This is a genomic window from Deferrisoma sp., assembly GCF_054681715.1.
Window position 1 is genome coordinate 1 of record NZ_BAAHFQ010000050.1, and the last position, 22,494, is coordinate 22,494.

A 22,494-nucleotide genomic window follows, 5' to 3' on the forward strand; every position below is an offset into this window, starting at 1 on the left:
CCTTTTTTCACCCCCCGCCCCGCGGCCCCGCTCCCCCCCGCCGCGAGAGCGCGCTTTATACCCCCCTCCCCAACCCCTGTCAACACCCCCCTCGGGGCTTTTTCGCCCTTTCCCGCGAACCCCTGGCCAGGCCTACGGTTTTCCGCGCCCCCAACAAAGGGACCCCAGGGACACAAGGGACCCAAGGGGCCGGGGAGCTTAGCGCTTGCCGCCCAGGTAGGCCTGCTGGACCTGGGGGTTCTCCAGGAGCTCGGTGGCCGTTCCTTCCAGGGTGATCCGCCCGACCTCCAGCACGTAGCCCCGGTGGGCGAGCCGCAGGGCCGCCCGGGCGTTCTGCTCCACCAGGAGCACGGTGACCCCGGCCCGGTTGATCTCCTCGATCGTCTGGAAGATGGATTTGACCAGAAGGGGCGCGAGCCCGAGGCTGGGCTCGTCCAGGAGCAGGAGCCGCGGCTCGGCCATGAGGGCCCGGCCGATGGCGAGCATCTGCTGCTCCCCGCCGCTCAGGGTTCCCGCGAGCTGCCGGCGCCGCTCGGCGAGCACCGGGAAGAGCTCGTAGATCCAGGCCCGGGTCTTCCGGATCCCATCGGCGTCCCGCCGGCGGAACGCCCCGAGATCGAGGTTCTCCTCGACCGTGAGGGTGCCGAACACCCGGCGCCCCTCCGGGCTTTGCGCCACCCCGAGCTCGACCCGCCGGTGGGCCTTGAGGCCGGTCAACTCCTGGCCGTCGAACCGGATCGACCCGCCCGAGGCCCGCACGAGCCCGCTCACGGCCATGAGCGTCGTGGACTTCCCGGCGCCGTTCGCCCCCAGGAGGGTGACGATCTCCCCCTCGTCCACCCGGAGGCTCACGCCGTGGAGGGCCTCGATGTTCCCGTACCGGACCCTGAGGTCCCGAATCTCCAGAAGGGTTCCCATGGCCGCCTTCTAGTCCGTGCCCAGGTAGGCCTCGATCACCTTGGGGTCCGCCTGGACCTCCTCGGGGGTGCCCTCGGCGATCTTCTTCCCGTACTCGAGCACCACGAGGCGCTCGCAGGCCTCCATGACGAGGCCCATGTCGTGTTCGATCAGGAGCACCGTGACGCCCCGGTTCCGGATCTGGCGGATCAGGTCCAGCAGGGCCAGGGTCTCCTGCTCGTTCATGCCCCCGGCCGGCTCGTCGAGCACGAGGAGCTTGGGCTCGGTGGCCAGCGCCCGGGCGATCTCCAGGAGCCGCTGGTTCCCGTACGAGAGGTTCCCGGCCAGGTCCTCGGCCCGGGCCTCCAACCCCACGAACCGAAGCGCCGCCATGGCGTCGGCCACGGCCCGGGTCTCCTCCCTACGCTGGGCCGGAGTCCGGAGCACGGCGGAGCACACGCCGGACCGGGTGCGGCAGTGGCGGCCGGCCAGCACGTTCTCGAGCACGGTCATCTTCTGGAACAGCCGGATCGTCTGGAACGTCCGGGCGATGCCCCAGTGGACGATCCGGTGCGTGGGCCGCCCCGTGATGTCCCGGCCGTCGAACCGGATCCGGCCCCCGTCGGGCCGGTAGTTGCCCGTGATCAGGTTGAACACGGTGGTCTTGCCCGCGCCGTTGGGGCCGATGAGCCCCACGATGGCCCCCTCGTCCACGGCGAACGACACCTCGTCCACCGCCACGAGGCCCCCAAAGGTCTTGGTGACGCCTTCGAGCTCCAGCAGGGCCATGGCTCCCCCCCTTACCCCGCGGCGTCCGGGAGCCGGAACCGGCGCGGCCGGGGGGGCAGGAGCCCCTGGGTGCGCACCACCATCATGACCATCATGACGAGCCCGAACACGAGCATCCGGGCGCTCGCCAGCCCCCGGAAGGCCTCGGGCAGCCCCACGATCAGAAACGCCCCCAGGAGCACGCCGGCCATGTTCCCGGCGCCGCCCAGGATCACGATCATGAACACCACGACCGACTCCCAGAAGCTAAAGGATTGGGGCGAGATGATGGTCATCTTCGAGGCGTACAGGGTGCCCGCCATGCCCGCCCAGGCCGCGCCCACCACGAACGCCAGGAGCCGGTACCGGGACGTGGGGATCCCGCTCCCCTCGGCGGCCACCGGGTCGTCCCGGAGGTAGTTCCAAGCCCGGCCCACCCGGGACTGCTGAAGCCGGTGGAACACGAACACCGTAAGCGCCACGAAGGCCCAGATGAGATAGAAGAACTCGTGGGGCTTTCGGATCTTCCAGCCGAACAGCTCCGGCCGGGCGATGCCGAAGATCCCGTTGGGGCCCCCGGTCAGGCCGAAGACATCGTTCACCAGGGCGATCCGCAGGATCTCCCCCACCCCCACGGTCACGATGAGGAGGTAGTCGCCGCGAAGGTGGATCACCGGCCGGGCCACGAGCGCCGCGAACACCCCGGCCGCCGCCCCGGCCAGGGGCAGGGTCCACAGGATCGGCACCCCGAACCGGGTGTTCAGGATGGCCGTGGTGTAGGCCCCCACGGCGTAGAACGCCGCGTGACCCATGTTGTACATGCCGGCGTCGCCCAGGATCACGTTGAGCGACAGGGCCAGGAGGCCGTAGAGGCCGACGCTGTTGAGCACGTCGACCCAGTAGGCGTTCAGCACCGCCGGGGCCAGGGCGAGGCCCACAGCCGTGGCCAGGACCCAGAGTTTCGTCCGCCGCGTCATCACACCTTTTCCGCCACCCGCTCACCCAGGATCCCGGTGGGCCGGACGATCAGGATCAGAATCAGCACCAGGAACGCGATGGCGTCCTTCCACGCCAGGGAGATGTAGGCCGCCCCCAGGGCCTCGATCACGCCCAGGAGGAGCCCCCCCAGCATGGCGCCCGGGATGTTGCCGATGCCCCCCAGGATCGCCGCAGTGAACGCCTTGAGCCCGTAGAGCCAGCCCATGGTGAAGCTGATCTGGCCGTAGTAGAGCCCCACCATGACGCCGGCGGCGCCCCCCAGGGCCGGCCCCACGAGGAACACGAGCAGGATCACCCGATCCACGTCGATGCCCATGAGCCGGGCCGCCCCCTGGTCGATAGCGGCCGCCCGGATGGCCGTTCCCATCCGGGTCTTGTGGACCCAGAGGTAGAGGACCGCCATCAGCACCACCGACGCCGCGAAGATGAGGATCCGCATGAGCGGCACCGGCACCCCGAACACCTCCACGGCCACCCGGGGCAGGATGTCCTGGGGGTACACCCGGAGTCGGGCCCCGTAGATCAGCATGATGGCGTTCTGGAGGAAGATCGAGGCGCCGAGGGCGCTCACCACGGCCGAGAGCCGGGGCGACTCCCGGAGCGGGCGGTAGGCCGTGCGCTCCAAAAGCCCCCCCACCACGGCCACGAGTCCCATCACCATGAGGACCAGAAGGAGCACCCCGCCCGCCACCCCCACCCTCTCGTGGAGCGCAAGGGACGTGATCAGGGTGAGCCCCAGGTAGGCCCCCAGGGTGAACAGGTCGCCGTGGGCGAAGTTGATGAGCTTGAGCACCCCGTACACCATGGTGTACCCGAGGGCGATCAGGGCGTAGATCCCCCCCACGGCGAGCCCGTTGGTGAACTGCTGGAAGAACTGTTCCATGGGATCCAGAGGTGGCGTATCGGCGGGGACGCGAGGACGCTCGGAGGCTTGGATGCCCTACCGCCTCCGCCCGCACGGGGCATCGATCGGACCGAACCGGGCCAAGGGCTCACGGACGGTCCGGCCGCCCTCGGCGGCCGGACCGTCCCACGGTTTCGCTCATCTTGGGCCGGGCGAGCCTCCCGGTCCCGCGGGGCCTTGGCGCGCCCTCGGCAACCCGGCGCGCGTCCCCGTCCCGGTCCCTACTGCTGCAGCACGAACCGGCCTTCGGCGTCCACCCGGTAGACCTTGTACACCTCGCCCACCCGGTCGCCCTTGGCGTTGAACGCGATCTCGCCGGTGAGCCCGGAGAACGGCTTCCCGCTGTGGAGGTACTCGGCGAGCTTCTTGGAGTCGGTGGACCCCGTGGCCTCGATGGCCGTGGTCACCGTCAGGAACCCGTCGCCCGCCAGCACGGCCCAGATGGAGCCCGGCACGCCCCCGTACTTCTTCTCGTAGGCCGCCAGGAACGCCTTCGCCCGCTCGTAGGGCAGGTCGCTCGGCACCGGCGGGCTCAGGAAGTAGAACCCCGCGGCCGCCTCCTTGCCCGCGATCTTCACCAGATCCGGGTTGTTCGTGGCGTCGCCCCCGATGAACGGCACGTCCCAGCCCATCTCCTTCTTCTGCCGGAGCAGGAGTCCGGCCTCCGGGTAGTATCCGGTGAAGAACACCGCCTCGGGCCCGGCCGCCTTGAGCTTCGTGAGGATCGTGGTGTAGTCCTGCTCGCCCGGGGTCAGGGCGTCGAAAAACGCGATCTCCACCCCGGCCTTCTCCAGGAGCCCCTTGGCCTCCTCGGCCAGCCCCTTGGCGTAGCTCGTGTTGTCGTGGAGCACGGCCACCTTCTTGAACCCGAGCTTCTGGATCGTCTGGGCCGCCACCCGGCCCTGCTCGTCGTCCCGGGGGCAGGTGCGGAAGAAGAGCTTCAGACCCTTTTCCGTGAGCCGCACCGCCGTAGACCCGTTGGCCACCTGGAGGATCTCGGCCTCGTCGTAGATGCCCTGGCTCGCCTCGGTCACCGACGAGCCGTAGGTGCCGATCACGGCCACCACGCCCTGGGTCGAGAGCCGCTGGGCCGCGAGCGAGGCGGTCCGGGGGTCACCGCCGTCGTCCTCCACCACCACCTCGACGGTCTGGCCGTTCACCCCGCCCTTGGCGTTGAGCTCCTCGGCCAGGAGCTCCACGATCTGCTTCATCTCCTGGCCCTCGCTGGCCCAGGCGCCCGTGAGCGGGGCCATGAGGCCGATCTTCACGGTGCCCGCAAACGCGGGCGCCGCCAGGCACACCGAAACCGCTGCCACTGCGAGTCGCTTCCACATGGGGGCCTCCTTTTTCTTGATCGGGCGAAACGGAAGTTTGAGGCGCGCGAAAGTATCAGGCGAGCGGGCCCGGGGTCAACGGGAAACCCCCAGCAGCCGGGAGAGGGCCCGGCCGGTGTGGGACTCCGGGCAGGCGGCCACCTCCTCGGGCGTCCCCCGGGCCACCACCCGGCCCCCCTCGTCCCCGCCCTCGGGCCCGAGGTCGATCACGTGGTCGGCGGTTTTCACCACGTCGAGGTTGTGTTCGATCACGAGCACCGTGTTCCCCTGGTCCACCAGCCGGTGGAGCACCTCGAGGAGTTTACGCACGTCCTCGAAATGGAGCCCGGTGGTGGGCTCGTCGAGGATGTAGAGGGTGCGGCCCGTGGCCCGGCGGGAGAGCTCCTTCGCGAGCTTCACCCGCTGGGCCTCCCCGCCCGAAAGCGTGGTGGACGACTGCCCGAGCCGGATGTACCCCAGCCCCACGTCCTCCAGGGTCTGGAGCTTCTCCCGGATCGCCGGCACGTTGCGGAAGAGCTCCCGGGCCTGGGTCACCGTCATCTCCAGCACGTCGGCGATCGAGGCGCCCTTGTACCGGACCTCCAGGGTCTCCCGGTTGTAGCGACGGCCGGCGCACTCCTCGCAGGTCACGTACACGTCGGGCAGGAAGTGCATCTCGATCTTGATCAGCCCGTCGCCCTTGCAGGCCTCGCACCGGCCGCCCTTCACGTTGAACGAGAACCGGCCCTTGCCGTACCCCCGCACCTGGGCCTCGGGGAGCTGGGCGAAGAGATCCCGGATCGGGGTGAACACCCCCGTGTAGGTGGCCGGGTTCGACCGGGGGGTCCGGCCGATGGGCGACTGGTCCACGTCCACCACCTTGTCCACGTGCTCCAGCCCCTCGATGGTGTCGTGCTCCAGGGGGCGCAGCTTGGCCCCGTGGAGGGCCGCCGCGAGCGCCGGGTACAGGGTGTCGACCACCAGGGTCGATTTGCCCGAGCCCGACACCCCGGTGACGCAGACGAAGAGCCCCAGGGGGATCTCCACGTCCAGGTTCCGGAGGTTGTTGCCCCGGGCCCCCCGGATCCGCAGGGCCTTCCCGTTGGGGCCCCGGCGCTTCGGCACCGGCACGGCGCTCCGACCCGAAAGGTAGGCGCCGGTGAGGCTCCCGGGATGGGCGGCCACCTCCTCCGGGGTGCCCTGGGCCACCACCTGACCGCCGAGCTCGCCGGCCCCGGGGCCCATGTCCACCACGTGGTCGGCCGCGCGGATCGTGTCCTCGTCGTGCTCCACCACGATCACGGTGTTGCCGAGGTCCCGGAGCTCCAGCAGGGTCCGGAGGAGCCGGCCGTTGTCCCGGGGGTGGAGCCCGATGGTGGGCTCGTCGAGGATGTAGAGGACCCCCGTGAGCCGGGAGCCCACCTGGGTGGCGAGCCGGATCCGCTGGCTCTCCCCTCCGGAGAGGGTGGCGGCCGGGCGGTCCAGGGTGAGATAGCCGAGCCCCACGTCCAGGAGGAACCGGAGCCGCTCCCGGATCTCCTTGAGCACCCGCTCGGCGATGGAGGCCTCCCGGTCGGGAAGCCGCAGATCGGCGAAGAACCGCTCGGCACCGGCCACGCTCAGGGCGCAGACCTCGTGGATGCCCTTCCCGCCCACGGTCACGGCCCGGCTCTCGGGCCGGAGCCGCGCTCCCCCGCAGGCCGGGCACGGCCGGGCCTCCAGGAACTCCGCCAGATCCTCCAGGTCGCCGCCGTCCTTGGCCTCCCGGATCCGGCGCTCGAGCCGGGGGATCACCCCCTCGAAGGGCTTCCGGAACCGGTAGGTGGAGTCCTTGCCCTCGAACCGAAAATCCACGGCCTGGTCCCCGGTTCCCCAGAGCACGGCGTGGCGGACCCGTTCGGGCAGGTCCTGCCAGGGGGTGTCGAGGTCGAGCCCCAGGTGGTCCTGGAGGGCCCGGAGCATCTGCCGAAAGAACGCGCCGTTTCGGCCCTCCCACGGCGCCACCGCCCCCTGGGCCAGGGTCTTCCGCGGATCGGGCACCACCCGCTCCGGCACCACGGCGAGCTTGGTGCCGAGCCCGTCGCAGGCGGGGCAGGCCCCGTGGGGGGAGTTGAACGAGAACGACCGGGGGGAGAGCTCCGGAAGGGACACCCCGCAGTCGGGGCACGCGAACCGCTCCGAGAACCAGAACCGCTCGGGCTCCCCCTCCCGGGGCCGGGTCTCCACCACGGCCACGCCCTCGGCCCGGGCCAGGGCGAGCTCGAGGGCCTCGGCCAGGCGGCTTCGGGCCTCGGGCTTCACCACCACCCGGTCCACCACCACCTCGAGGGTGTGCTTGCGGTTCTTGTCGAGGGCGATCTCCTCCTCCAGTTCCCGCAGTTCACCGTCCACCCGGATCCGCAAGAACCCCGAGCGCCGCAGGTCTTCCAGGAGGGCCCGGTGCTCCCCCTTGCGGCCCCGGACCACGGGTGCGAGCACCTCCACCCGGGTGCCCTCCCCGAGCCCCAGCACCCGGTCCACCATCTGGGTCACGGTCTGGCTCGCCACCTCCCGGCCGCAGCCCGGGCAGTGGGGCACCCCGACCCGGGCGTAGAGCACCCGCAGGTAGTCGTACACCTCGGTCACGGTGCCCACGGTGGACCGGGGGTTTTTGCTCGTGGTCTTCTGCTCGATGGAGATCGCCGGGGAGAGCCCCTCGATGGAGTCCACGTCGGGCTTTTCCATCTGCTCGAGGAACTGCCGGGCGTAGGCCGACAGGCTCTCCACGTACCGGCGCTGGCCCTCGGCGTAGAGCGTGTCGAAGGCCAGGCTCGATTTTCCCGACCCCGACGGGCCGGTGATGACCACGAACCGGCCCCGGGGGATCTCGAGGTTCAGGTTCTTGAGGTTGTGCTGGCGCGCGCCGCGGATGCGAATGGTGTCCATGTCGGGGGTCAGGAGTCAGAGGACAGAAGACAGGGGGCGGTGTCCCGCCGCTCGCTGGGGAACGTCACGCCGCGCCCGGGAGGTCGTCGACCAGGTGGCGGCCTGCCTCCAGGAGGGCGGCCACCTCGTCGCGGCCCCGGGCCTCGGCGTAGAGCCGGAGCTTGGGTTCGGTGCCGGACGGTCGCACCAGGAGCCAGGAGCCGTCGTCCCGCTCGAACCGGAGCCCGTCGGTGCGCGACACCCGAACCACCGCCCGGCCGGCCAACTCGGGCGGATCGGGCCACCGGGCGAGCGCCTCCCGCACCGCCCCGGCCCGCTCCGGGGCGAGCGGCAGGTCCACCCGATCGTAGGCGAAGTAGCCCGTCTCGGCGAACACGTCCTCCAGGCACGCCCGAAGCCCCCGGCCCCGGCGGGCCACGATCTCGGCGAGGAGGAGGGCGTTTAGGAGCCCGTCGCGCTCCGGCCCGAAGGCCGGGATCCCGATCCCCCCGCTCTCCTCCCCGCCGATCAGGGTCCCGGGCTCTAGGAGCGCCTCGCCGATGAACTTGAACCCGATCGGGGTTTCAAGCACTGGGAGCCCCCGGCGCCGGGCCAGGAGGTCGGCCATCACGGTGCCCGAGGCGGACCGAACGACCCGGCCCCGAAGCCCCCTTTCCTCCAGGAGGTGGTGGAGGATCAGGGCGAAGATCCGCTGGGTCGAAAAATACCGGCCCCGCTCGTCCACCGCCCCGATCCGGTCGGCGTCGCCGTCGTTGGCGAGCCCCAGGGCCCCGCCCCGCTCCCGCACCCGCCCCGCCAGGTCCCCGAGCCGATCCTCCAGGGGTTCGGGCGCCACGCCGCCGAAGCCCGGGTTTTCCTCGGCCCGAAGCACCTCGACCTCGCACCCCGCCTCCTCGAGGAGCATCGGGAGCCAGGGGTGGGCGCAGCCGTGCATCGCGTCAAGCACCACCGTGAGCCCGGCCCGGCGGATCGCCTCCCGATCCACGAAGCCCCACACGGCCTCCCGGTAGGCGTCCCAGACCTCCAGGGGCTCCCACAGGCCCCGGCGCCGGGCCTCGGCCGGACCGATGTAGTCCACGGGCCCCTCGATCCGGGCCAAGGCGGCCTCGATCTTTGCGCTGGTGGCCGACCGGGCCGCGCACCCCAGGTGCTCCTTGAACTTCACCCCGTTCCACTCGGGGGGGTTGTGGCTCGCGGTGATCATGAGCCCCCCGCCGAGCCCCCGGTGCCGCACGGCCCAGGAGACAACGGGCGTCGGCACGGGTGTCGGCGCCACCCACACCCGGATCCCCCGGGCGGCCAGCACCCCGGCCGCCTCCTCGGCGAAGGCACCGGAGAGGAACCGCCGGTCGAACCCCACGGCCACGCCCCGACCGGCCAGGCCCTCGGCCTCGAGGTACGAGGCCACGGCCGCGGCCACCCGTCGCACGTTCTCGAACGTGAAATCCCGGGCGATCACCCCCCGCCACCCGTCGGTCCCGAACCGGATCTTCATCGCCAACCACTCATTTCGGTGTATTCAAACACGGAGAGACAGCTAGGCGGCTTGGCGGCTCGGCGGCCGGGCGGTGAGACGCCAGGCCAAGGACCGCCGCACGAGTTGTCGCCGCCCGGAAACCGCTCCCAACGGTTTGGACGGGCAATGACGCCTGAATCTCCGGGGTTCTCAGCCGGCTAGCCGGCTAGCCGGCTAGCCGCCAAGCAGCCCAGCCGCCCAGCCTGAAATGGCCGTTCCCTACTCACCCGACCTCGTGTCCTCCGTGGTTCAATCCTCAGGTTCTCCGGCCCGGCGGCGGGCGATCTCGGCGGCCAGGCGTGCCGCTTCGCGGAAGCTCGTCGCGCTGGCCCGTCCGGTTCCCGCGATGTCGAAGGCCGTGCCGTGGTCGGGGCTCGTGCGCACGATGGGAAGCCCCAGGGTCACATTCACGGCGTCGTCGAAGTGGAGGAGCTTCAGGGGCCCCAACCCCTGGTCGTGGTACATGGCCACGGCCACGTCGAACGCGCCCGAGGCCGCCCGGTGAAAGAGCACGTCGGCCGGAACCGGGCCCTCGGCCGCGATGCCCTCGGCCCGGGCCGCCGCGACGGCCGGGGCGATCGCTTCGGCGTCCTCGGAACCCAGGAGGCCCCCCTCCCCGCCGTGGGGGTTCAGGGCGGCCACGCCGATCCGGGGGCCCGGAAGCCCGAAATCCCGCCGGAGCCCCCGGTGGGCGCCCCGAATTGTATCGAGCACCCGCTCCCGCGTGACCGCCCGGGGCACCTCCGCGAGCGGCAAATGGGTCGTCACCAGGACCACCCGGAGCCGGGGCCCGGCCAGCATCATGAGGGCCCGGCCCCCGCACAGGGCCTCCAGCATCTCGGTGTGGCCGGGATACGGGTATCCCGCGGCCGCAAGGCCCGCCTTGGTCAACGGAGCCGTCACGAGCGCCTCGGCCCTTCCCTCGCGGACCAGGCCCACGGCCGCCTCGACCGCCCGGGCCGCCAGCCGGCCCGACCGGGGCGTCGGACGGCCCCAGTCCCAGTCCGGGGGCAGTTCGGCCTCCACCGGCTCCACCGCCCACGGCCCGAGGTCCACGCCGGCGAGCCTGGCCGCCCGTTCCCAGACCTCCGGGGGGCCGACCAGCACGGGCTCCACGCCGGGAACGCCGGCCCCCAGGGCCTTCAGGGCCACCTCGGCCCCGATCCCGGCGGGCTCCCCACAGGTCACGGCGATCCGGACGGTCTGGTGCATCTTCGTTCACCGCTGGAAAGCTGGAAGGCTGGGAAGCCAGAAGGCCACCCCCCTCGGTTCCGGCTTCGCCGCCTTCCCCAACCTCTGCGAGCGGACTTCATATCGGGGGGCGGCATTTTGCGAGAACCGATCCCACTGCGGGGTTCGCGGGCCTCCCCTCGCGAACCGCGGGTGTGCGGCGATCTCCAGCCCCGTTCCCCCGGTCCTCCGTCTTCTGGCTTCTGGCTCCCGACACCCCCCTACCCTTCCAGCCGCTTCACCTCGATCCGGGCCTTCTCCCGAAGCGAGCCGATCCAGGTGCGGTAGAGCTCCTCCTCCCGGTCCCGGAAGTACTCCTCCCGGATCCGGTCGCGCACCTCCTCGAAGGCCGGCACCCGACCCTTCCGGCGCTCCACCACCCGGAACAGGTGGTAGCTCCCGCGCATCTCCAGAACCGGCGTGACCGTGCCCGGCTCGGCGTCGGCCAGGGCGTCGCGAAGGGGTGCGGCCAGGCTGTCCACCGGCACGAACCCCATGTCGCCCCCGGCCGCCGCGGCGGGCCCGGTGGAGATCGTCCGGGCCACCTCGGCGAACGGGGCGCCGCCCAACACCTGGCTGCGGGCCGCCTCGGCCGCCTCCCGCGACGAGGTCTGGATGTGCTCCAGATGCACGGCGTCGGGTTCCTGGAACCGCGCCACGTTCTTCAGATAGTATTCCCGGAGGGCCTCGTCGCTCACGTCGAGCTTGGCCCGGAGCACCCGGCTCGCGAGCTTCATCCGCTGGATCTGGGACCGGATCTCCTCCAGGTACGCGTCGTAGTCCACCCCCTGGGCCTCCAGCACCTCGGGCAGCTTCTCCCGCTCGAGTTGGTTGCGCTCGCAGATGTCGCAGACCGCCCGTTCGAGCTCCTCGTCGGTCACCCGCACCCCGAGCCGCTCGGCCTCGGCCTCCACGAGGGCCTTCTCGATCAAGGCGTCCAGCGCGAGCTTACGGGCCTCCTCCCCCCGGGCCTCGCCGGTGCGCTCCTTCAGGGCCGCGAGCCGGCGAAGCTCCCCCAGGGTAATCACCCGGTCGTTCACCACCGCCGCCACGCCGTCGACGATGGCGGCCCGGGCGCCCCCGGCCGTTGCCGCAAGGGCGATCAGTGCCGCCATCCATCGTTTCCACGATCCGAACATGATCGGCCTCCGCACCATCTCAGAAACGAGAGCGTAAAAGCCCCTCCGGGGCCGCGCAACGCGTGAAGTATCTCCGGGTCAGAGCCCGATAAGGGACAGGCGAACGCGTTGGAATCCGGAACGCTTTCATCCGCCTAGCCGCCCAGCCGCCCAGCCGCCTAGCCGTCTTCCCTACCAGGCCGCACCGAGGCGCCGGAGAAACTCGGCCGCGTGGGCGATCACGGCGGGTCCCGTGACCTCGCCCACCCGATAGACCACCCGCTGGTCCGGGGTCACACGGTACGCCTGGGGGTCCTGCTGCACCAGGGCGAGCACCCGCTCCGGGTCCACGGCGGGGCTCTCCCCGAACGCCACCACCAGGTTCGCCCCGGTGTAGTCCAGCGACGTCGCCCGAAGCGACAGGAGCCCCAGCCGCAGCTTCATGATCTCCAGCAGGTTCTCCACCGCAAGCGGCACCGGCCCGAACCGGTCGATGATCTCGTAACGCAGCTCGTCGATCTCACCCGCGCCCCGGGCCCGGGTGAGCCGCTCGTAGAGCTCCAGCCGCTGCGCCGGGTCGGGCACGTAGTCGGCCGGGAAGTGGGCCGGCACCTTGAGCCGGATCTCCGGCTCGGGGGCCCTCTCGGCCGGCTCCCCCTTGAGCCGCCGCACCGCCTGCTCCAGGAGCTCCGAGTAGAGCTCGAACCCGATCGCGGCCACGTGGCCCGACTGGGCCTTGCCCAGCATCTCCCCGGCGCCCCGGATCTCGAGGTCGTGGGTGGCCACCCGAAACCCGGCGCCCAGATCGCTGAACTCCTGGAGCACCTGGAGGCGCTTTCGGGCCTCGGGGGTGAGCTCGGCCTCGGCCGGGACCAGGAGATAGCAGTAGGCCCGCAGGTTCGACCGCCCCACCCGGCCCCGGAGCTGGTAGAGGTCGGCCAGCCCGAACCGGTCGGCCCGGTCGATGAGAATGGTGTTGGCCCGGGGGATGTCAAGACCCGACTCCACGATCGCCGTGCAGACGAACACGTCGATCTCGCCGGCCACGAAGGCCTCCATGACCCGCTCGAGCTCCCTCTCCTTCATCTGGCCGTGGCCCACGCCCACCCGGGCCTCGGGCACGAGGCTCCGGACCCGCTCGGCCACCTCTCCGATCGTCTCGATGCGGTTGTGCACGAAGTACACCTGCCCGCCCCGGACGAGCTCCCGCCGGATCGCCTCGCGCACCAGGTCGTCGTCGTCCCGCGCCAGCACCGTGCGCACGGCGAGCCGGTCGGCGGGCGGGGTCTCGATGACCGAGAGGTCCCGCACCCCGGAAAGGGAGAGGTTCAGGGTGCGGGGGATCGGGGTGGCGGTGAGGGTGAGCACGTCCACCCGGGCCCGGAGCTTTTTGAGCCGCTCCTTCTGGGCCACCCCGAACCGGTGCTCCTCGTCCACCACCACGAGACCCAGGTTCTTGAACCGCACGTCCCGCTGGAGCAGCCGGTGGGTCCCCACCACGATGTCCACCGTGCCGTCCTCGAGGCCCTTGAGCACCCGCTTCTGCTCGGCCGGCCCCACGAACCGCGACAGCATGCCCACCGTGATCGGGTGCCCCTCGAACCGGCGTCGGAACGTGTGGAAGTGCTGGGCCGCCAGCACCGTGGTGGGCACCAGCACCGCGACCTGCCGGCCGTCGTGCACGGCCCGGAACGCCGCCCGGAGGGCCACCTCGGTCTTCCCGTACCCCACGTCCCCGCACACGAGCCGGTCCATGGGCCGGGGGCCCGAGAGGTCGGCCATCACGGCCTCGATGGCCGAGAGCTGGTCCGGGGTCTCCTCGTAGGGGAAGGTGGCCTCGAACTCTCGGTAGGCGAGGTCGGGCGGCGCGTAGGGCGGCCGCTCGGCCAACTGCCGGCGGGCGTAGATCTCCAGGAGCTCGTGGGCGAGCTTCTCGATGCCCTCCTGGGCCTTGGCCCGGGTGCGCTGCCAGGCCGTGCCCCCCAGCTTGTCGAGCCGGACCGGCCCCTCCCCCGGCGCGCTGTAGCGCTGGACGAGCCCGATCCGGGTGACCGGGAGGTACAGGCGGTCGCCGCCCGCGTACTCCAGGTGGAGGTAGTCGCCTTCCTCGCCCGCCACCTCCAGGTGCACCAGGCCCCGGTAGAGCCCGACCCCGAAGTCCACGTGGACCACGGCGTCGCCGGGCCGGAGGTCGGCCAGGGTCGAGCGGAACTCCCGCCGCCGGGGCGGGCGGCGGCGCACCTTCTCGCCCAGGATCTCCGTGTCGGTGACGATCCACAGGCCCTTGGCCGGGAACCCGAACCCCCGCTCCAGCTCCCCCACGGCCAGGTGAAGGCCGCCATCGGCCACGGGTTCCTCCGGGAACGGTTCGGGCTCCCCCAGGAGGAGCTCGTACCCGCCCAGGAGATCCGCGAGCCGCCGGGCGCCGCCGGCCGTCCGGGCCACGAACCACACCGCGTGGCCCTTGGCCCGCTCGGCCTCCACCGCCCCGACCAGGGGCTCCAGGAGGTGCTCTCCCCGGCGCCGGCGCAGTTCGGCCACCAGGCCGTCGTTCGACCGGGTGCGAAACGCGAGGGCCCGACCCCCGCCGCCCTCGATCTCGAGCTCCTCCAGGTCGAGCCGCGTGCCCGAGGCGGCGAAGGCCTCCCACTCCTCGGGCCCGACGAAGGCGTCGGCCACCCGGGGAACGGGTCGGCCGGTCTCCACGGCCCGGTCGTGGGCCGTTTGGGCGTCGTCCAGGGCGTCGCGGGCCCGGGCCCCCACCTCGGCCGCGCCCTCCCGCACGAGCACCGCGTCGGCCGGCAGGTACTCCCACACCGCGGCCGGTCGCTCGTACAGGTACGCGAAGAACACCTCCCGGAGCACGCCCCCGGCCTGGGTGCGAAACGCCTCCAGGGCCTCGGCCGTCTCCGCCCGCGAGAGCCCGAGCTCCCGGCACCGCTCCCGGAGCCGGCGGGCGGCCGCCTCGATGGCCCCGTCGCCGGCCAGGGCCTCCCGGGCCGGCAGGAGCACCACCCGGTCCAGCCGGCCCACCGAGCGCTGGGTCTCGACGTCGAAGGGCCGGATCGACTCCACCTCGTCGCCGAAAAACTCGATCCGCACGGGCCGCGGGTACCCGGGGGGGAACACGTCGACGATGCCGCCCCGGGCGCTCACCTCGCCCCGCTCCGACACCTGCCCCACCCGGTGGTACCCGGCCGCCACCAGGTGCTCGAGGAGCCGATCCCGGTCCACCTCCTCGCCCACGCCCAAGCTCCGCACCGCGGCCTCCAGGGCCTCGGGGGGCAGAGTGCGCTGGAGCACGGCCGTCACCGGGGCCACGGCCACCAGCGGCCCGCCCTGGCGGATGCGGGCCAGGGCCGCGAGCCGGCGGGCCGACACCTCGGGCAGGGGCGGGATCGCGTCGAACGGCGAGGTCTCCCACGCCGGGAGCACCACGACCCGCTCGTCACCCGGGTGCTCAGGGACCTCGGGTTCCCCCAGGAAGAACCGCACCTCGGCCGCGAGCCGACGGGCCTCCGACAGGGTGGGGGTGAGGACGAGGTAGGTTCGGGGCAGGGCCGAAACGAGCCGGGCGAGCACGAAGGCCCGGCTCGATCCCCGAAGCCCCTGGGCCCGCACCGGCTGGTCGGGCCCCAGGAGGGCCTCCACCAGGTCGGCAACGCGGGCGCCGCGGCGCGGGGAAACGGGAGTCGTCATGGACGGGTACGAGGGATCGCCGGGGGCCGAGCCGTATCGCCCGCCCGCGCTCAGTCGCGGCCGGCCTGGAGCATGCGCTCCAGGGCCGTCACGGCCCGGGCCCGCACCGCCTCGGGCACGGTGACCACGTTCTCCATGGTCTCAAGGCTCTCGAGCACGTCCTCCAGGCTCGTGAGCTTCATGTTCGGGCAGATCATCTGGTCCGAGGGGGCCACGAAGGTCTTCTGCGGGCTGTCCTTCCGGAGCCGGTGGAAGAGCCCGGTCTCGGTCCCGACGATCACGGTGTCGGCCTCCACCTCCCGGCACCACTCGATCATGCCCGAGGTGCTTTTCACCGCGTCGGCCAGGTCCAGGACCTCGGGCCGGCACTCGGGATGGGCCACGAACGGCGCGCCGGGGTACCGGGCCTTCGTGGCCTCCACGTCGGCGGCCCGCAGCCGGTGGTGGGTGGGGCAATAGCCCTTCCAGTAGAGCACCGTCTGGTCCGTGTGCCGGGCCACCCACTGGGCCAGGTTCTGGTCGGGGGTCAGGTACACCGTGGGCGCGCCCACCGACCGGGTCACCTTCACGGCGTTGGCCGAGGTGCAGCAGATGTCGCTTTCGGCCTTCACCTCGGCCGAGGAGTTCACGTAGGTCACGATGGGCACCCCGGGGTGCTCCTCGCGGATCCGGCGCACGTCGTCGGCCGTGATCATGTCGGCCATGGGGCACCCGGCGTCCATGCGGGGCAGGATCACGGTCTTCTCGGGCGACAGGATCGCCGCGCTCTCGGCCATGAAATGCACCCCGCAAAACACGATGACCTCGGCGTCCGTCTTGGCCGCGGCCATCGAAAGGCCCAGGCTGTCGCCCGTGATGTCGGCCACGTCCTGCACCTCGCCCCGCTGGTAGTTGTGGGCCAGGATCACGGCCTTGCGCTCCCGGGCCAGGGCCCGGATGTCCCGCTGCAGCTTCTCCACGTTCATGGCGCTCCGTCCCTCGGAAACCCGGGCCCCGGCCCCCGCCGAAGCCCCGCGTGAAAACAGGGAATCGGGTATGCTACGGGCCCGCGGGCCGCCGGGTCAAGGAAGGCCCCGGGAGCGCGACGGATTCCGCCCCTTGACACGCCCCCGGCGGATCCGTATAAAGGGCGCCTTCGTTCCCCGGTAGCTCAATCGGCAGAGCGGGTGGCTGTTAACCACTAGGTTGGCGGTTCGAGTCCGTCCCGGGGAGCCAGAACGCGCCCCGCCCGTCCCGGGCGGTTACTCCGTTTCGCCAAAGACCCCGCCGGCACACCCGGCGGGGTCTTTGCGTTTGGGGCGCCGTGCTGGGGGGCGCCATCACCTGACCCCACCTGCGGGAGCATCTCCCGTTTCCGGAATCAGCATTCCGCGGCCAGACATCAGGCCTCCGTCCGCCGGCCCCTGCCGTTGGGTGCGCTCCCACAACGATGCTCCCGATGGGAACTGGTCATCCCGCAGAGTGTGGGGCAGAATATTCCTGACCCCACGCGAACGTAGGAGGCTCCCCATGGCGGACTATGCGGAACTCGTTGACGAGCGCACACTCCGGCTGCCGCCCGAACTCGCCAAGCGGTTTCAGCCCTCCGACCGTTTCGCGGTGTGGATCGACGGGGACACGGTCTGCCTGAAGCGCGTCACGCCCCTACCCCTGACCGAGATCGTGGAGAAGGCGGAGCCCGGCGAGCCGCTGCCCGCGGAGGCGATCGCGGAGGAGGTTCGACGGTACCGCCGCGAAAACCGCCGGCGATAGCCTGTGATCGTAGTCCTCGACACGAACGTCTGGGTGTCCGGGGTTCTTTGGACCGGCGCGCCTTGGCGCGTGGTGCGACTCGCGGAACGGGGCGACCTCCGCCCCGTCGCGACCCCCTCGATGATGGACGAACTCGCAGGCGTGCTGGGACGGCCCCGATTCGAGCCTCGGTTACGCCAACTCGGGCTCACGCCCCCTGCGGTCCTCGCCTCGGTGCTCCGCCTCGTGACCCTGGTTCCCGATCCGCCCGGGCCGGCCCGCCCATCGTTCCGGAGGGCCCGGACGACGAGGTATTTCTCCTCTGCGCGGCCGCAGTCGGAGCCGCCTGCGTCGTTTCCGGCGACCGGTTCCTCCTGAATGTCGCGATGTACGAAGGCATCCCGGTGCTCGACGCCGCGGCGTTCCTCGCTCGCTTTTTCCCCGGGCAGGACGAAGGGTAAGGCGGGCCTTCGGCCCGGATCGCGGCGTGGACGCCGCTCCCACAGCGGCGCCCCCAGGAACCGGACGGGGTTTCCGGCCGAGGGTTCTCACTGCTCGAAGCATAGGAGGTGGGCATGGGGTTTCGGTTCTGGCGGCGGATCCGGATTGCGCCGGGGGTGACCCTGAACCTGAGCAAGTCGGGCGGGTCGCTCTCGTTCGGGCCCCGGGGGGCGAAGGTGACGGTGGGGCCCCGGGGGAACCGGGTGACCCTGGGGATTCCCGGGACCGGGCTTTTTTACACGACCTCGCTCCGCGGCGGGGAGCCCCGGAGGGGGCGGCGGGCCGCCCCGGCCCCGCGGCCGGAGGAGCGCCTGACGCTCGGCTTTTTCAAGCGGCTCGTCACGCCGGACGACGAGGAGGCCCTGGTGGACGGGTGCCGGGAGTTGGTGCTCGGCAACGAGGAGAAGGCCCTGGAACACCTCGGGAAGGCCGCCCACCTGGCCGACGGGGCGTTCCTGGCCGGGTTTCTGGCCCTGAAGCTGGGGCGGCTCGAAGAGGCCGCGGCCCATCTCGCCACGGCCGCCGAGAAGCACCGGGACCTCGGGCGCCACGTCTCGAAGTACGGCATCGCGGCCACCCTGCGCCTCCCGATCACCGACGAGGTGTCGGCCCAGGTGGGCCCCGACCTCCGGGGCGTGCTCCTCGGGCTCGTGGAGGTGTACCAGCGGCAGGGGCGGCGGGCCGAGGCGATCGGGTGCCTGGAGCGGCTCCTGGCCCTCGAGCCCGACGACGTGGTGGTGCGGCTCTCGCTCGCGGAACTCCTGTGGGAGGCCAGGGGGCGGGACACGGGCACGCTCCAACGGATCGTGCGGCTCGCCGAGGGGGTCGAGAACGACTCCCCGGTCCACGCCGCGCTCCTTCTCTACAAGGGCCGGGCGCTCCGGGGCCTGGGGCTTTGGGAGGCCGCCCGGGACGTCCTGACCCGGGCCCTGCGCCGGAAGAAGGGACGCCCCGCGGACCTCCTCCGGGCCCTCCGGTACGAGCGGGCCCTCGCCTACGAGGCCCTCGGCCAGCGCGCGCGGGCCCGGAGCGAGTTCGGGAAGCTCTACGCCGAGGACCCGGACTACGAGGACGTGGCCCGCCGCCTGGGGTTGTACTAACCCCAACGGAAGTATTGTCAGATCCCCGTCGTTGCTACGGAAACTAGCGGGTGGGGGGCTGGTGGAGAGCCGGGTGCGGCCCCTCACCTCGCCGCGCGTCACCAGGCTTGGATTGCTTTGGAAGTTCCGGAACTTCCGCTGCCGACGCTCCGATCTGTCGACCCTGCAACGGCATGCGAGGGCGCGGCGAAAAGGGTGCCGCACTCGCACCCGGCCGGAACCAGTCCCCCACCCGCCTCAGGGAATACTTTTGAAGGTATTGGTAATGGCCCGCCCGGCAGCCTCCACGACAAGACCCGCCGATCCGCGGGACCAGGGTCGAGCAAGGTCTGGAAACCTTTGATAGATTCCAAATCAGTGGTACGATTCCGCTCCCACCCCACGGCCAAAACCCCCGTGTCGGGGATCCGCGGACAGAGGACGGATGTCAGCCCCCCCTGTCCTCTGGCCCCCGACCCGGGTGCCGCCGGCCACGGTGGGCGCCGACCCCCTCGCGCGCAGGAGGCGCGATGAACCCGGCCTACCTGGAACTCATCGACAATGTCGCGATCCTGGTGGCCCTCTCGGGCCTCTACGGCCTCGTCGGCCGGGTGCGGCGATGGGGCCCGACGTGGCGCCGGGTGGGGCTGGGGGTGATTTTCGGCGTGGCCGCCGTGCTGGGGATGATGAACCCGTTTCAGTACGCCCCGGGCGTCATCTTCGACGGCCGGTCCGTGGTGCTCGCCATGGCCGGGCTCTACGGCGGGGGGCTCGCCGGGGCCGTCGCGGGCACCATGGCGGCGCTCTACCGCCTCCATCTCGGGGGCACGGGGGCCTACACGGGCGCCGCGGTGGCCGTGACCTCCGTGCTCATCGGGGTCCTGTTCCGGCGCCGGACGGGCGGGCACCCGGAGCGGCTGGGCTTCGCCGGCTACCTGGCCCTGGGCATCGTGGTGCACCTGGCGATGCTCGCCTGGATGCTCACCCTCCCCTGGCCGGTCGCGGTCTCGGTGCTCCGGCGGATCAGCGCCCCGGTTCTGAGCATCTTCCCCCTCGCCACGGCCCTCGTGGGACTCCTCCTTGAAAACGAGGAGGTCCGGCGCCGGGCCGAGGAGCGCCTCGAGGCGTCCGAGGCCCGGTACCGCGATCTCGTGGAGACGGCCCAGGACCTGATCTGGGAGTGCGACGCCCAGGGCCGGTACACCTATATGAACCCCGCCTGGGAGGAGGTGTTCGGCTACCGCCTGGACGAGATGCTGGGAAAGCCCTTCACCGCGTTTCAGCGCCGGGAGCAGGCCGAGCGGGACCGGGAGCGGTTCGCCCGCCTCCTCCAGGGGGAGACCGTGAAGGGCCTCGAGACGGTCCACCTGGCCAAGGACGGCCGGGAGATCCATCTGGTGGTCAACGCCAAGCCCTTCCACGACGCCCAGGGCCGGCCGGCCGGCACCCGGGGCACGGCCTACGACATCACCGAGCGCAAGCGGATGGAGGCCCAACTTCGCGAAAGCGAAGAGAAGTTCCGGCTGGCCTTCCGGTACAGCCCCGACGCCATCACCATCAGCCGCCTCGAGGACGGCATGTTCCTGGAGGCGAACGAGGGCGTCACCCGGCTCCTCGGGTACACCCCGGAAGAGATCGTGGGCAAGACCTCCATGGAACTGGGGATCTGGGCGGATCTCGAGGAGCGGGCCGAGGCGGCCGAGCGCCTGCGGCGGGAGGGCCGGGTGGAAAACCTCGAGATGACCCTCCGGCGGAAGACCGGGGAACCCGTGATCGGGCTCCTCTCGGCCTCCATCGTGACGCTGGGGGGGGAACCCTGCGTGCTCACGGTCACCCGGGACGTCACCGAGGCCAAGCGGCAGCGCGAGGAACTCGAGAAGGTGTCGCGGAGCCTCCAGGACCTCCTCGAGAACATGTCCGACGCCTTCGTGGCCCTCGACCGGAACTGGCGCTACACCTACGTGAACAAGAGGGCCGGCGAACTCCTCGGCAGGAACCCCGAGGACCTCCTGGGAAAGCACATCTGGACCGAGTTCCCCGAGGGCGTGGGCCAGCCGTTCCACCGCGCTTACGAACGGGCGATGAACGAGGGGGTCTTCATCCAGATGGCGGAGTACTACCCGCCCTACGGCCGGTGGTTCGAGAACCGCATCCACCCCACGAAGGAGGGGATCGCGATCTTCTTCACCGACATCACCGAGCAAAAGGAGCAGGAGCAGGAACTCCGGCGCCTGAACGAGGAACTGGAACTGCGGGTGGCCGAGCGCACGGCGGCCCTGGAGGCGGCGAACCGGGAACTGGAGGCGTTCGCGTACTCGGTGTCCCACGACCTGCGGGCGCCCCTGCGGGCGATCCAGGGGTTCGCCGAGATCATCGCCGACCGCCACCGCGACGCGCTCGACGAGGAAGGCCGACGGTACTTCGACTACATCATCGAGGCATCCCACAACATGGCCCGCTTGATCGACGACCTGCTCGCCTACTCCCGCCTCGGCCGCAGCGCGGTGGAACGAAAGCCCGTGGACCTCGGGGCGGTGCTGGAACGGGTGCTCCAGACCCTCGCCCCCCGGATCGCGGCCGAGGGGGCCGTGGTGCGGCTCGAAGGCGAGTTCCCCCAGGTACTCGCCGACGCAGGGCTCCTGGAGCGGGCCCTCGTCAACCTGGTGGACAACGCCCTCACCTACCACGAGCCGGGGGTCCCAGCCCGGGTGGAGGTGTTCTGCGAACCCCAGGGGGACGAGGTGCGCATCGCCGTGCGGGACCACGGGATCGGAATCGACCCCCGGTTTCACGAGAAGATTTTCGACATGTTCCAGCGCCTCCATCAAACCGACGCCTATCCGGGCACGGGCATCGGCCTGGCGCTCGTGAAAAAGGCGGCCCGGCTCCTGGGCGGGACCTGCGGGGTCGAGTCGGAGCCCGGCAAGGGCTCCACCTTCTGGATCAGCGTCCCCCGCATCGCGGGGCTGGACGGGTAGGCGGCTCGGCGGCTCGGCGGCTAGGCGGCTTGGCGGCTTGGCGGCTGAAACCCTCAGGGGGTCGGGCGTCGGCACCCGTCCCAACTTGTTGGAGCAACTGCCGTGTCAGAGATCAGAATTCGGAGGGCAGATGTCAGCCTTCTGTCCTCAGTCCTCTGTCCTCTGGCACCCGGATTCTGGCACCCGGCACCCGGCACGGGTGTCACCGTGATGCGTTTCGGGCCCCCCGGGGCCCAGGGGGCTTTCCGGAGGTTCGCCATGGCCCAGGACGAAGCCGTCATCCTGCTCGTGGAAGACAACAAGATGGACGTGGAACTCACCCTCGACGCGTTCCGGGCGGTGGGGCTTCGGAGCCCGGTGCACGTGGTCACTACGGGTGAGCAGGCCCTCGACTATCTGCTGGGGCGGCCCCCCTACGACGACCGGCAGGCCCACCCCCTGCCCGACCTGATCCTCCTGGACCTCAAGCTTCCGGGGCTGTCGGGGCAGGACGTGCTGGCCGAGGTGAAGCGCCGGCCGGGGCTCCGGCGGATCCCGGTGGTGGTGCTCACCTCGTCGCGCGAGGAGGGGGACCGGGCGTTGAGCTACGACCTCGGGGCCAACAGCTACCTCGTGAAACCGCTCCAGTTCCGCGAGTTCATGGAGGTGATCCGAACGGTGGGAAACTACTTCTACTTTGTCAGATTCGGCAGAGCCTTGGCAAAGTGCAGGTTCGGCAGTATAGTGGCTCCGGATGTCGCTGTAACACGTTGAAATGAAAGGAGGATCAGAATGATTACCAAATTGGAACTGACGAAGTAATAATTCTTCTAATTTAGCCAGCTCCCCTCACCCTC

General features: G+C 71.2%; 16 protein-coding genes and 1 tRNA gene. 6 read left to right on the top strand and 11 right to left on the bottom strand.

Annotated features, from left to right (window positions below; all coding sequences use genetic code 11):
* Window positions 1-198: 198 nt before the first annotated feature.
* The 11 genes from ACY0I8_RS09045 to nadA all read right to left on the bottom strand — a co-directional run bounded on the left by ACY0I8_RS09045 (window position 199) and on the right by nadA (window position 16,334).
* Entirely contained in the window at window positions 199-918 is a 720-nt protein-coding gene (locus ACY0I8_RS09045) for an ABC transporter ATP-binding protein (protein WP_459943029.1), read from the bottom strand.
* 9 nt (window positions 919-927) lie between these two features.
* Window positions 928-1,686, bottom strand: a complete 759-nt coding sequence (locus tag ACY0I8_RS09050; RefSeq protein WP_459943030.1) for an ABC transporter ATP-binding protein — start codon at window positions 1,684-1,686, stop codon at window positions 928-930.
* A gap of 11 nt (window positions 1,687-1,697) precedes the next feature.
* The gene (locus ACY0I8_RS09055; RefSeq protein ID WP_459943031.1) at window positions 1,698-2,642 is read right to left on the bottom strand and encodes a branched-chain amino acid ABC transporter permease; all 945 of its coding nucleotides are present in this window, start codon (window positions 2,640-2,642) and stop codon (window positions 1,698-1,700) included.
* The gene (locus tag ACY0I8_RS09060; protein ID WP_459943032.1) at window positions 2,642-3,547 is read right to left on the bottom strand and encodes a branched-chain amino acid ABC transporter permease; all 906 of its coding nucleotides are present in this window, start codon (window positions 3,545-3,547) and stop codon (window positions 2,642-2,644) included. Before ACY0I8_RS09060 ends, ACY0I8_RS09055 begins: the two co-directional genes overlap by 1 nt.
* A gap of 242 nt (window positions 3,548-3,789) precedes the next feature.
* Window positions 3,790-4,902 carry a branched-chain amino acid ABC transporter substrate-binding protein gene (locus ACY0I8_RS09065; protein WP_459943033.1) on the bottom strand — a complete coding sequence of 371 codons (1,113 nt, stop codon included), beginning with the start codon at window positions 4,900-4,902 and terminating at the stop codon, window positions 3,790-3,792.
* Window positions 4,903-4,977: 75 nt separating this feature from the next.
* Window positions 4,978-7,806: an excinuclease ABC subunit UvrA gene (gene uvrA, locus ACY0I8_RS09070; RefSeq protein WP_461394462.1), complete on the bottom strand. Its 2,829-nt coding sequence runs from the start codon at window positions 7,804-7,806 to the stop codon at window positions 4,978-4,980.
* A gap of 64 nt (window positions 7,807-7,870) precedes the next feature.
* Window positions 7,871-9,301 (bottom strand): phosphoglucomutase/phosphomannomutase family protein, encoded by a 1,431-nt coding sequence (locus tag ACY0I8_RS09075; RefSeq protein WP_461394463.1) that lies wholly within the window; start codon window positions 9,299-9,301, stop codon window positions 7,871-7,873.
* 270 nt (window positions 9,302-9,571) lie between these two features.
* On the bottom strand, window positions 9,572-10,534 hold the full coding sequence (gene pdxA / locus ACY0I8_RS09080; RefSeq protein WP_461394464.1) for a 4-hydroxythreonine-4-phosphate dehydrogenase PdxA: 963 nt from the start codon (window positions 10,532-10,534) through the stop codon (window positions 9,572-9,574).
* A gap of 239 nt (window positions 10,535-10,773) precedes the next feature.
* Entirely contained in the window at window positions 10,774-11,667 is an 894-nt protein-coding gene (locus ACY0I8_RS09085) for a peptidyl-prolyl cis-trans isomerase (protein ID WP_461394465.1), read from the bottom strand.
* Between the two features lie 195 nt (window positions 11,668-11,862).
* On the bottom strand, window positions 11,863-15,369 hold the full coding sequence (gene mfd, locus ACY0I8_RS09090) for a transcription-repair coupling factor (protein WP_461394466.1): 3,507 nt from the start codon (window positions 15,367-15,369) through the stop codon (window positions 11,863-11,865).
* Window positions 15,370-15,419: 50 nt separating this feature from the next.
* Window positions 15,420-16,334: a quinolinate synthase NadA gene (nadA, locus tag ACY0I8_RS09095; RefSeq protein ID WP_459943094.1), complete on the bottom strand. Its 915-nt coding sequence runs from the start codon at window positions 16,332-16,334 to the stop codon at window positions 15,420-15,422.
* Between the two features lie 174 nt (window positions 16,335-16,508).
* Here nadA and ACY0I8_RS09100 point away from each other — a divergent pair.
* From ACY0I8_RS09100 to ACY0I8_RS09125, 6 genes are all read left to right on the top strand, one after another.
* Window positions 16,509-16,584, top strand: a tRNA-Asn gene (locus ACY0I8_RS09100).
* A gap of 294 nt (window positions 16,585-16,878) precedes the next feature.
* The gene (locus ACY0I8_RS09105) at window positions 16,879-17,121 is read left to right on the top strand and encodes a hypothetical protein (RefSeq protein ID WP_461394467.1); all 243 of its coding nucleotides are present in this window, start codon (window positions 16,879-16,881) and stop codon (window positions 17,119-17,121) included.
* Window positions 17,122-17,124: 3 nt separating this feature from the next.
* Entirely contained in the window at window positions 17,125-17,478 is a 354-nt protein-coding gene (locus tag ACY0I8_RS09110; protein ID WP_461394468.1) for a PIN domain-containing protein, read from the top strand.
* A gap of 197 nt (window positions 17,479-17,675) precedes the next feature.
* A complete protein-coding gene (locus ACY0I8_RS09115) occupies window positions 17,676-18,701 on the top strand; it encodes a DUF4236 domain-containing protein (protein ID WP_459942641.1) in 1,026 nt (341 codons plus the stop codon).
* Between the two features lie 509 nt (window positions 18,702-19,210).
* Entirely contained in the window at window positions 19,211-21,658 is a 2,448-nt protein-coding gene (locus ACY0I8_RS09120; RefSeq protein WP_459942642.1) for a PAS domain S-box protein, read from the top strand.
* Window positions 21,659-21,916: 258 nt separating this feature from the next.
* On the top strand, window positions 21,917-22,411 hold the full coding sequence (locus tag ACY0I8_RS09125) for a response regulator (RefSeq protein ID WP_461394469.1): 495 nt from the start codon (window positions 21,917-21,919) through the stop codon (window positions 22,409-22,411).
* The last annotated feature ends 83 nt before the right edge of the window (window positions 22,412-22,494 follow it).

Excerpts from the sequence above, each read along its gene's own strand:
- ACY0I8_RS09115 (WP_459942641.1), top strand. The coding sequence starts at position 17,676 with ATGGGGTTTCGGTTCTGGCGGCGGATCCGGATTGCGCCGGGGGTGACC.
- ACY0I8_RS09065 (WP_459943033.1), bottom strand. The coding sequence starts at position 4,902 with ATGTGGAAGCGACTCGCAGTGGCAGCGGTTTCGGTGTGCCTGGCGGCG.
- ACY0I8_RS09045 (WP_459943029.1), bottom strand. The coding sequence starts at position 918 with ATGGGAACCCTTCTGGAGATTCGGGACCTCAGGGTCCGGTACGGGAAC.
- ACY0I8_RS09125 (WP_461394469.1), top strand. The coding sequence starts at position 21,917 with ATGGCCCAGGACGAAGCCGTCATCCTGCTCGTGGAAGACAACAAGATG.
- nadA (WP_459943094.1), bottom strand. The coding sequence starts at position 16,334 with ATGAACGTGGAGAAGCTGCAGCGGGACATCCGGGCCCTGGCCCGGGAG.
- ACY0I8_RS09085 (WP_461394465.1), bottom strand. The coding sequence starts at position 11,667 with ATGGCGGCACTGATCGCCCTTGCGGCAACGGCCGGGGGCGCCCGGGCC.
- ACY0I8_RS09050 (WP_459943030.1), bottom strand. The coding sequence starts at position 1,686 with ATGGCCCTGCTGGAGCTCGAAGGCGTCACCAAGACCTTTGGGGGCCTC.
- ACY0I8_RS09120 (WP_459942642.1), top strand. The coding sequence starts at position 19,211 with ATGAACCCGGCCTACCTGGAACTCATCGACAATGTCGCGATCCTGGTG.
- ACY0I8_RS09105 (WP_461394467.1), top strand. The coding sequence starts at position 16,879 with ATGGCGGACTATGCGGAACTCGTTGACGAGCGCACACTCCGGCTGCCG.
- ACY0I8_RS09060 (WP_459943032.1), bottom strand. The coding sequence starts at position 3,547 with ATGGAACAGTTCTTCCAGCAGTTCACCAACGGGCTCGCCGTGGGGGGG.
- uvrA (WP_461394462.1), bottom strand. The coding sequence starts at position 7,806 with ATGGACACCATTCGCATCCGCGGCGCGCGCCAGCACAACCTCAAGAAC.
- ACY0I8_RS09055 (WP_459943031.1), bottom strand. The coding sequence starts at position 2,642 with ATGACGCGGCGGACGAAACTCTGGGTCCTGGCCACGGCTGTGGGCCTC.
- mfd (WP_461394466.1), bottom strand. The coding sequence starts at position 15,369 with ATGACGACTCCCGTTTCCCCGCGCCGCGGCGCCCGCGTTGCCGACCTG.
- pdxA (WP_461394464.1), bottom strand. The coding sequence starts at position 10,534 with ATGCACCAGACCGTCCGGATCGCCGTGACCTGTGGGGAGCCCGCCGGG.
- ACY0I8_RS09075 (WP_461394463.1), bottom strand. The coding sequence starts at position 9,301 with ATGAAGATCCGGTTCGGGACCGACGGGTGGCGGGGGGTGATCGCCCGG.